The sequence below is a fragment of the Salinivibrio sp. SS3 genome (assembly GCF_001722105.1).
GTDB classification, from domain to species: domain Bacteria; phylum Pseudomonadota; class Gammaproteobacteria; order Enterobacterales; family Vibrionaceae; genus Salinivibrio; species Salinivibrio kushneri.
Window position 1 is genome coordinate 391,604 of record NZ_MEBQ01000043.1, and the last position, 7,606, is coordinate 399,209.

The 7,606-nt window shown below is 51.6% G+C and carries 8 protein-coding genes; 4 read left to right on the plus strand and 4 right to left on the minus strand.

Going from position 1 to position 7,606, the window contains the following annotated elements:
- The first annotated feature begins 4 nt into the window (after positions 1-4).
- Complete coding sequence (locus tag BGL48_RS13590; RefSeq protein WP_069363134.1) at positions 5-1,702, plus strand: glycoside hydrolase family 32 protein; 1,698 nt, start codon at positions 5-7, stop codon at positions 1,700-1,702.
- Positions 1,703-1,925: 223 nt separating this feature from the next.
- Entirely contained in the window at positions 1,926-2,621 is a 696-nt protein-coding gene (locus tag BGL48_RS13595) for a VC0807 family protein (protein WP_069363135.1), read from the plus strand.
- Between the two features lie 69 nt (positions 2,622-2,690).
- Here BGL48_RS13595 and BGL48_RS16165 read toward each other — a convergent pair whose 3' ends face one another.
- Positions 2,691-2,816, minus strand: coding sequence for a TIGR02450 family Trp-rich protein (locus BGL48_RS16165; protein ID WP_141698099.1), 126 nt, complete (start codon positions 2,814-2,816; stop codon positions 2,691-2,693).
- A 7-nt stretch (positions 2,817-2,823) separates the two neighbouring features.
- Positions 2,824-3,696: a LysR family transcriptional regulator gene (locus BGL48_RS13600; protein ID WP_069363136.1), complete on the minus strand. Its 873-nt coding sequence runs from the start codon at positions 3,694-3,696 to the stop codon at positions 2,824-2,826.
- A gap of 140 nt (positions 3,697-3,836) precedes the next feature.
- On the opposite strand from BGL48_RS13600, the gene BGL48_RS13605 reads away from it, so the two are divergent.
- Both BGL48_RS13605 and BGL48_RS13610 read left to right on the plus strand, forming a co-directional pair.
- Positions 3,837-4,592: an SDR family oxidoreductase gene (locus tag BGL48_RS13605; RefSeq protein WP_069363137.1), complete on the plus strand. Its 756-nt coding sequence runs from the start codon at positions 3,837-3,839 to the stop codon at positions 4,590-4,592.
- A gap of 19 nt (positions 4,593-4,611) precedes the next feature.
- A complete protein-coding gene (locus tag BGL48_RS13610; protein ID WP_069363138.1) occupies positions 4,612-5,019 on the plus strand; it encodes a nuclear transport factor 2 family protein in 408 nt (135 codons plus the stop codon).
- Between the two features lie 114 nt (positions 5,020-5,133).
- Here the strand turns inward: BGL48_RS13610 and BGL48_RS13615 are convergent, their stop codons facing one another.
- Positions 5,134-5,349, minus strand: coding sequence for a TIGR02450 family Trp-rich protein (locus BGL48_RS13615; RefSeq protein ID WP_069363139.1), 216 nt, complete (start codon positions 5,347-5,349; stop codon positions 5,134-5,136).
- Between the two features lie 97 nt (positions 5,350-5,446).
- Complete coding sequence (locus tag BGL48_RS13620) at positions 5,447-7,414, minus strand: methyl-accepting chemotaxis protein (RefSeq protein WP_069363140.1); 1,968 nt, start codon at positions 7,412-7,414, stop codon at positions 5,447-5,449.
- Positions 7,415-7,606 lie beyond the last annotated feature (192 nt).

Consider the following 7,606-nt stretch of genomic DNA (forward strand, 5'->3'; position numbering starts at 1 on the left):
ATAGATGGAAATAACCCTAACAGGTTTGGTAGACACATGTGGTGGCACCGACAATGTACGCCGCGTATTGCGTCATCAAGAGAAGGTGATCATTGAGCTAAGCGCGCTTGAGCGTGTCAATCAAGACGCCTTACCCATCCATGCGGTTGACGTGTCGCTGCGCCAAATCACGCTTGATCAGCCAATCGATGAAGGTGTGCTCGCTGCACTGGGACGCGTGATCGATCACAACCTGCGTGAACAAGCCGCGCCCTTCTATTCACCCAGCCAGAAGACAGATTTCCATCGCCCCGGATGGCATATCAACCCTCCCCAAGGGCTGCTGAATGACCCCAATGGTTTTATTTACTTTCAAGGTCACTATCACCTTTTTTATCAGTGGTATCCCTTTGCCTGTGAGCACAAAGATAAATTCTGGGTGCATTTAATCAGCCCTGATGGGGTGCAATGGCATACTGCGCCGCTCGGTCTCACCCCCAGTGATTGGTATGACAGCCATGGAGTATTTTCAGGCCACGCCATGGTGATGAACGACGCCCTTTGGCTGTATTACACCGGCAATACCCGCATTGGCCCCGAGCGTTTGCGCCAAACGACCCAATGTGTGGCGCGGTCAAGCGATGGCATTCATTTTGAAAAGCTCGGCCCGGTGATTGATGCCCCACCAGCAGGCGTGACCGAGCATATTCGCGATCCCAAAGTCATCCATGACGGCCAACACTATCGGATGCTGTTGGGCGCGCAACGTGAAGATAAAATAGGCCGCCTGGCGCAATACTCCTCCACCGATGGCCTTACGTGGCACTATGACGGACTAAGCGGTGATAGCTTAGGCGAACATGGTTATATGTGGGAGTGCCCGGATCTGTTCCAATTAAACGAGCAATGGGTTTGTATTCTCTGCCCACAAGGCAGCCCTTCACCAACGCCCGATCATCATGTTCCTCACCACAATGGTTACGCCACAGCCACGCTAGAAGCGGACGGCATCAGGCTTGATAACTGGCAAGTGCTGGATCATGGGTTTGATTTTTACGCCCCGCAGACGGCGCAGACCCCTGACAATAAGCGCATGCTTATCGCTTGGATGGGCCTGCCAGACGAAGTTGAACAACCCAGTTTAAGTGCGGGCTGGTTGCATCAGTTGACGTGTCCGCGCGAGTTACATTGGGAAAATGGGCAAATGTATCAACGCCCTGCTACCGCGCTACAAAGCTTACGAGGCCCTCAGCAACTTTTGGTGATTAACCCTGAGTGCCACTCAACCACCGTGGATTTAGGCACCAAGCAGTTTGAGCTCAACACCACGCTGCCCATTCCAGCCAGCGGCCACTACACGTTATATTTTCACAGCCGCAGCGGCATGATCACGCCTGCCTCCTCCGGCAAACCATCCGGTTGTGCGCTCACCATTAACGGCGACAGCCGCACCCTAATACTGGATAGAAGCGCAAGTCTTGCCACGGAGGGCGATACCCGCCGCAGTATTCACTTGCCTGAGCAGTTAGAAGAGTTACCGCTACAAGTTCTCGCCGATACCAGCTCATTGGAGTTCTTTATCGCCGGCGGCCAGTGGACGATGACCAGCCGTTACTTTAGCGCCGTGGATGCGACTTTTTTAGCGCTGACACGCGATCACAACGACACGCCTTTGCCAAAACAGATGGATTGGTATGCGTTGAAAAACGCCAGTGTTAGGTGAGTAGATAGGGATGTGAGGATAAAGACAGGGCTCCCGCAAAGAAGCATTGCCCAGTGGCCCTGAAGAGGGGGTTACCTTTAACCGCTCACTGGCATTGCTTCCTTGGGTTTCACACATAGTTACACAACGATGCGCTTTTGCGCTTTACATCGATCGCGGGTCGATGAACACTGCTTGGCAGAGTATAATGACAACCGATATCACGTAGAGTTAGTCACAGATTATGAGCAATACCACCGCGAAAAAGCCGAGTCCCCTGTTTGAAATCCTGTTCAACGTTTTCATCCCCTCGATCATCCTGATGAAGTTGAGCGGCGATGAATACCTAGGTACAGCCACGGCACTGGTCGTCGCTTTGGCCTTTCCTCTCGCTTACGGCGGGATGGATCTGGTCCGTAACCAGAAATTCAATTTTATCGCAGCACTGGGTTTTATCAGCGTATTACTAACAGGTGGGATTGGCCTACTCGAGCTCGATACCCGTTGGTTAGCCTTAAAAGAGGCGTTGATCCCCGGCCTTATCGGCTTGGCGGTGTTAGGGTCAACCTTTACCCGCTACCCACTGATGCAGAAGTTAATTCTGAATGACACTGTGCTTAACCTCTCGTTGATCAAGCAGCGTTTAAAAGAGCATGGACAATCCGCCGCCTTTGAGCGTTGTTTGATGTGGTCAAACTATCTGTTCGCCAGCACCTTTGTATTCTCATCGGCGATGAACTATTTCCTTGCCACGTGGATTGTGACCAGCCCCGCCGGCACGCCCGCGTTTAATGAAGAGCTAGGCAAAATGACGCTATACAGCTACCCGATGATTGCTATCCCTAGCATGCTGATGATGTTCGGCATCTTTTACTACATTTGGCGTCAAATACGCGCGATGACATCGCTAGAAACAGAGCAAATCTTTCATTTGAAATAACACGCGCCACGCGTGACGTTCAGAACAGCTCAAAAAAGGGAGGATAGCCTCCTCCCTTTATCATCACTTCTACACTTGACGCCACTTCTCGTCACTTTTGAGCTCACGCCAGTCTATCGGATATTCTTTTTTCGACAGCACTGACTCGAGCACGCAGGAAATCACCACACCGTCTTCATCATACTCAACAATCAAGGCCTATTCACAGTGAATCCGCTAGCAGACGAGTAAACTCTCTGGTTTTGAACGGTAAGTAGGATCGCGCCAAGTAAACAGCATGGGCAGGGAAACTGTTTAAGCCGTTGTCGGGCAGGAGTCTGACGACACGTCCGCGACTCAGGTCGTTCTTAAATATCCACTCAGGCCCTAGATGGATGCCAACGTTGGCCAGCACTAATTCACGGATCGCTTCTACGCTGTTGACGGTAATATTGCTATGTATCTTTGTATGTGGGAAGTACTGACCATCTGCAAACTTGATGTCACTGCGACGTGCCTCAGGAGAGTACTGCACGAAATTGTGCTGTTCCAGATCGTCAATTGTCTGTGGCTCACCATGTACCTTAAGGTAGTCGGGACTTGCAACCAGTACCCTGGGTACATCACCCAACTTTCTCGCCACGAGACTTGAATCAGGCAGATTACCGATACGCACAGCCACGTCAATGCTCCTCTCCTGGAGGTTATCGAACTGACTGCCGAGTAAGAGCTCAATGTTGAGATCGTCGCTCTGCTGTTGCATCTGCCTTGCCACCGGCACCACAAATCGCGTCCCAAAATCCACCGGAGCAGCGATCCGCAGGGTGCCACTTAATCGATTGACGCCACTCCGTATTTCTTCCTCTAACTCAGTTTGTTCATCGACGATATGACGCATGCGCTCATAGTAACGTTGACCCAGCTCGGTTGGCGTCGTGCGTTGAGTTGAGCGCCTGAGCAGCTTGACCTTGAGGCGATCTTCAAGTGCCGCGATCTTACGACTGATTGAAGACGGCTCTTGGTTGAGTTGTTCAGCGGCGCGTTTGAAACTACCAGTCTCTACCACCCTGAGAAACAGACGTTCTACATTATCCATCGCTATATCGCCATTTATTGTTAATTTCGCAATTAATGATTGCTTATTTACACTCTTCCAGCATTGCCGTCAACTAGCTAGCCTGTAGATGTCACGCTAATTAACTGGCTGACGTTACTCACTCACTCGGGAGATAGGTTATGTCTAAGATTGATTTGAACGGTAAAGTCACATTGGTCGCCGGTGGCGCCAAGAACCTTGGTGGTCTTATCAGCCGCGAGTTCGCTGCGATGGGATCGAAGATCGTGGTCCACTATCACAGTGCCGCGACGGAAAGCGACGCAGACGCAACAGTAAAGGCCATCAAAGAGGCGGGGGGTGAAGCTATCTCGATACAGGGAGATCTGACTAAAGGCGCTAACGTGACCGCCCTGTTCGAACAGGCGAAGGATCACTTTGGTGGTATCGATGTGGCCATCAATACGGTGGGTAAGGTACTGCGCAAGCCCATCATTGAGACAACGGAAGAAGAGCTAGACGACATGATGGCGATCAACGCCAAATCAGCCTTTCTATTCATGAAAGAAGCTGGCTTACACCTCAATGATAACGGTAAGCTGATCACTATTGTGACGTCATTGCTCGCCGCGTTTACCGACGGTTATTCAACCTATGCTGGCGGTAAGGCTCCGGTGGAACATTTCACCCGCGCAGCCGCCAAGGAGTTTTCGTCGCGCGGCATTTCGGTGAACAATATCGGCCCAGGTCCAATGGATACGCCGTTTTTCTACGGTCAAGAAACGCCTGAGCGAGTGGCGTTTCATAAGTCACAGGCACTGGGTAACGATCTCACCAAGATCGAGGATATCGTACCAATCGTAAAATTCCTTGCGACCGATGGCTGGTGGCTATCTGGACAAACTATTTTCGCCAACGGCGGATACACGACCCGTTAATAAAATAAGGAGTCATGCCATGAACCGATTTTTTGTCGCCTTAGCGCTGATGAGCGTTACTCTGCTGGGAACATCTTCCGCATACGCTAGCGCAAGCCGAACGCCCGAGCAGGTTATCTCCGAATTGGTCAGCGCGATGGAAGCCAACGATGCAGAACATATCCGATCATTGTTTGCCGAGAACGCGACCCAGGAGTACGAGCGTTGGTACGCGCGCAAGAAAACCGGCGACAAGTTCAGGGCATGGCTCGAATCCGATATCATCGATGTGCATGGACGAGTAACCAACCCGACACTCATGGTAGATGACAAACAAGCCATCGTCACCGGCACTTACGTCAACAATGACAATTACCGAAGCCCAGCGGATTTTCTGTTCATTGTCGAGGACGGCAAGATCGTCAGTTGGACGATGCGATACGACTAACGACCCGCGTCATCCGACTCGAGGTAGTGTTGTGTTACACGCACGATAGCAAGCGGCACGCGCGACATTTAAAAAAGGATCAAAAAAGGGAGGATAACCTCCTCCCTTGCATTATCACTTCCACCCTTGACGCCACTTCTCGTCACTTTTGAGCTCACGCCAGTCAATCGGATATTCTTTTTTCGACATCACCGACTCGAGCACGCAGGAAATCACCACACCGTCTTCATCATACTCAACGTCGGAGACCAAAAAGTGCTTCTCGCGATGTATGGGTTTGATCGCCGTCCACTTGCTATTGCGTAACTTGGCTGGATTGATTTGGTTCACGACTGCCCCTTAACAAACACCTGATAAGGCTGACAAGGAATGCATTCGTTTCGACTTATCAGCCCTTTCAAGAATAGCAATACAAGGTAAACGAACGCTACCATTGACTAATTTGGGTTAGACGGTCAGCCCGTTCGAGTGAATCAGCACTCATTACTTTGAGTTCAGATGCCCCTTCAGCGTTCTGCTCCGACAACGTCCTGATTCGATCCGCCAGTTGACTGATCTCTTCTGTTACATGCGCTTGCTGCTCCGATGCCGTGGCAATGCTGACGGTGCGCTCTTTGATGTTATCAAATGCTGTGACAATCTCTTCAAAGTGCTCACGCACCACACTCGCTCGCTCAACCGAAGATTGAGACAACTGATAACTCGATTCAATCACGTCCACGCCCTGGCTAGCCGCCGAATGAAGCTGCTGAATCATGCCATCAATTTCTTCCGCTGATTCCTGAGTTTTGGCGGCTAATGAGCGCACCTCATCGGCAACCACTGCAAACCCACGTCCTTGCTCTCCCGCGCGCGCCGCCTCGATAGCCGCATTCAGTGCCAGTAAGTTGGTTTGCTCGGAAATCTTTTTGATGACCTCAAGGACCGTTCCCACCTGCTGTGAATCTGAGGCCAGTTTATCAATCACAGAGGAGGCTTCTTTCAGTGTGGTAGCAAGCTTGGCAATCGCGTCACTGTTCTCATCGACGGCTTGCTGCCCTTTTGCCACCACGTGCGATGCATCCTCGGCAGTATCTGCGGCAGTGGCAGTATTGCTCGACACCTCGGTGGCACTTGCGGACATTTGGTTGATCGATGAGGCGAGCGTGATATTCTCATTCGTCTGCGCCGACGTTCGGTCGCTCAAATCTTGGCTCAGTGCCTGTAAGTCGTTTGCACTGCTTTTAACGCCAATCGCTTCTCTCGCTACGTCTTCGAGAATTTTTTCAAGATGGGCGCCATAATCGTTGACAGCGCGCCGTAGCTCGCCCATCTCATCAGCACGAACAATCTCTAACTTACCGCCTTTCTCACCTTTCGATAGGCTGCTAACCTGCTGAGTCGTCTCTTTGATACTGCGAATGAGCCTCTGGCCGAGCCATACCACGACCAACGCGAAGACAATCACCAGCGGTAACAGTGTTATATACAGGCCAGAACTTACTCGATTAAGCGCCGCCAAGGCCGTTGCCTCAGGCAACAACATGCCCACTGTCCAACCCTGTTCCGACAGAGGAACCTGCACGAGGAGCGACCGGCTATCGCCTACCACGCCTTCCGGCAGATAAACCGGCTCCTCAGCGTCCAAGGCCGAGACAAGCGGGGATAAACGAGGATACTGTCTACTTGCGTCGCTCAGGCTTTGCATACTAAGGCTTGAAGAACGCACATCTGGAAACGAGAGAATGCGATCGGTTTGATCGAGCACAAAGGCATAGCCTCCGGTTGCCTCATTTTGGTCAGTTAATAAGTTTGACAGACCGGAGAGCATCAAATCGATTGTTGCAACGCCCCAAAACTGGCCATCTCGGCGAATTGCGACCGTACAAGTGACCATGGGCGTGCCAGAAATCGCATCCTCATAAGCGGCAGACCACGCGCATTGCCCTGCCGGTAAGCCTCGACCCGCTTGATACCAGCTTTCGTTGTGATAACCACTGCCAGCGGGATCATTGTAATCATCTAATAGATCCAGCGAGCCTTGTGCATTACGCGCCCAAAATAGAGAATCACGTGTTTTTTCCGGTGTTAACTTACCAGGTTCAGGCCAGACACCACCGCCCGCAATCGCGGTGTTACCGTAGTGATCGACCACGGGCTCAAGACGTTCAATAAACTGCGCGCGATCTAACGGCAATGTTTCCGATAGTGCCGCAAGTGTATCGGTCAACACGGCCCCTTCATTCAATGCCGTGGAAATACGCCCTTCAATGTTTGTGACGGTTTGCCGAGCGCCCGCCTCTGCCTGCTCTTGCAAAACGGGCTTCGCTACCCACTCCATAACCAGGTAAATGGTAAGAAATGACCCCAACAAAAGGGCAAGCGCCATGGCTTTAATCTTACGGCTGATTGTCATGGCAAAATCCTCTGCACTGCTATTTGCTATAAGCGTAGCAGCGAGTCGCCTAATTACCATGAAGGTGTGTTTTCTCGCGCAAAACGTGGTGATCGCCACGGAAAACGCATGAACATCCGCGTCACGAAAGGCTTCCTAGCACGGTCGCGAGGTACTCTTGGTCCATCGCGCACATCATTCGCTTGCGTTGAA

Excerpts from the sequence above, each read along its gene's own strand:
- BGL48_RS13620 (WP_069363140.1), bottom strand. The coding sequence starts at position 7,414 with ATGACAATCAGCCGTAAGATTAAAGCCATGGCGCTTGCCCTTTTGTTG.
- BGL48_RS13595 (WP_069363135.1), top strand. The coding sequence starts at position 1,926 with ATGAGCAATACCACCGCGAAAAAGCCGAGTCCCCTGTTTGAAATCCTG.
- BGL48_RS13600 (WP_069363136.1), bottom strand. The coding sequence starts at position 3,696 with ATGGATAATGTAGAACGTCTGTTTCTCAGGGTGGTAGAGACTGGTAGT.
- BGL48_RS13590 (WP_069363134.1), top strand. The coding sequence starts at position 5 with ATGGAAATAACCCTAACAGGTTTGGTAGACACATGTGGTGGCACCGAC.
- BGL48_RS13610 (WP_069363138.1), top strand. The coding sequence starts at position 4,612 with ATGAACCGATTTTTTGTCGCCTTAGCGCTGATGAGCGTTACTCTGCTG.
- BGL48_RS13605 (WP_069363137.1), top strand. The coding sequence starts at position 3,837 with ATGTCTAAGATTGATTTGAACGGTAAAGTCACATTGGTCGCCGGTGGC.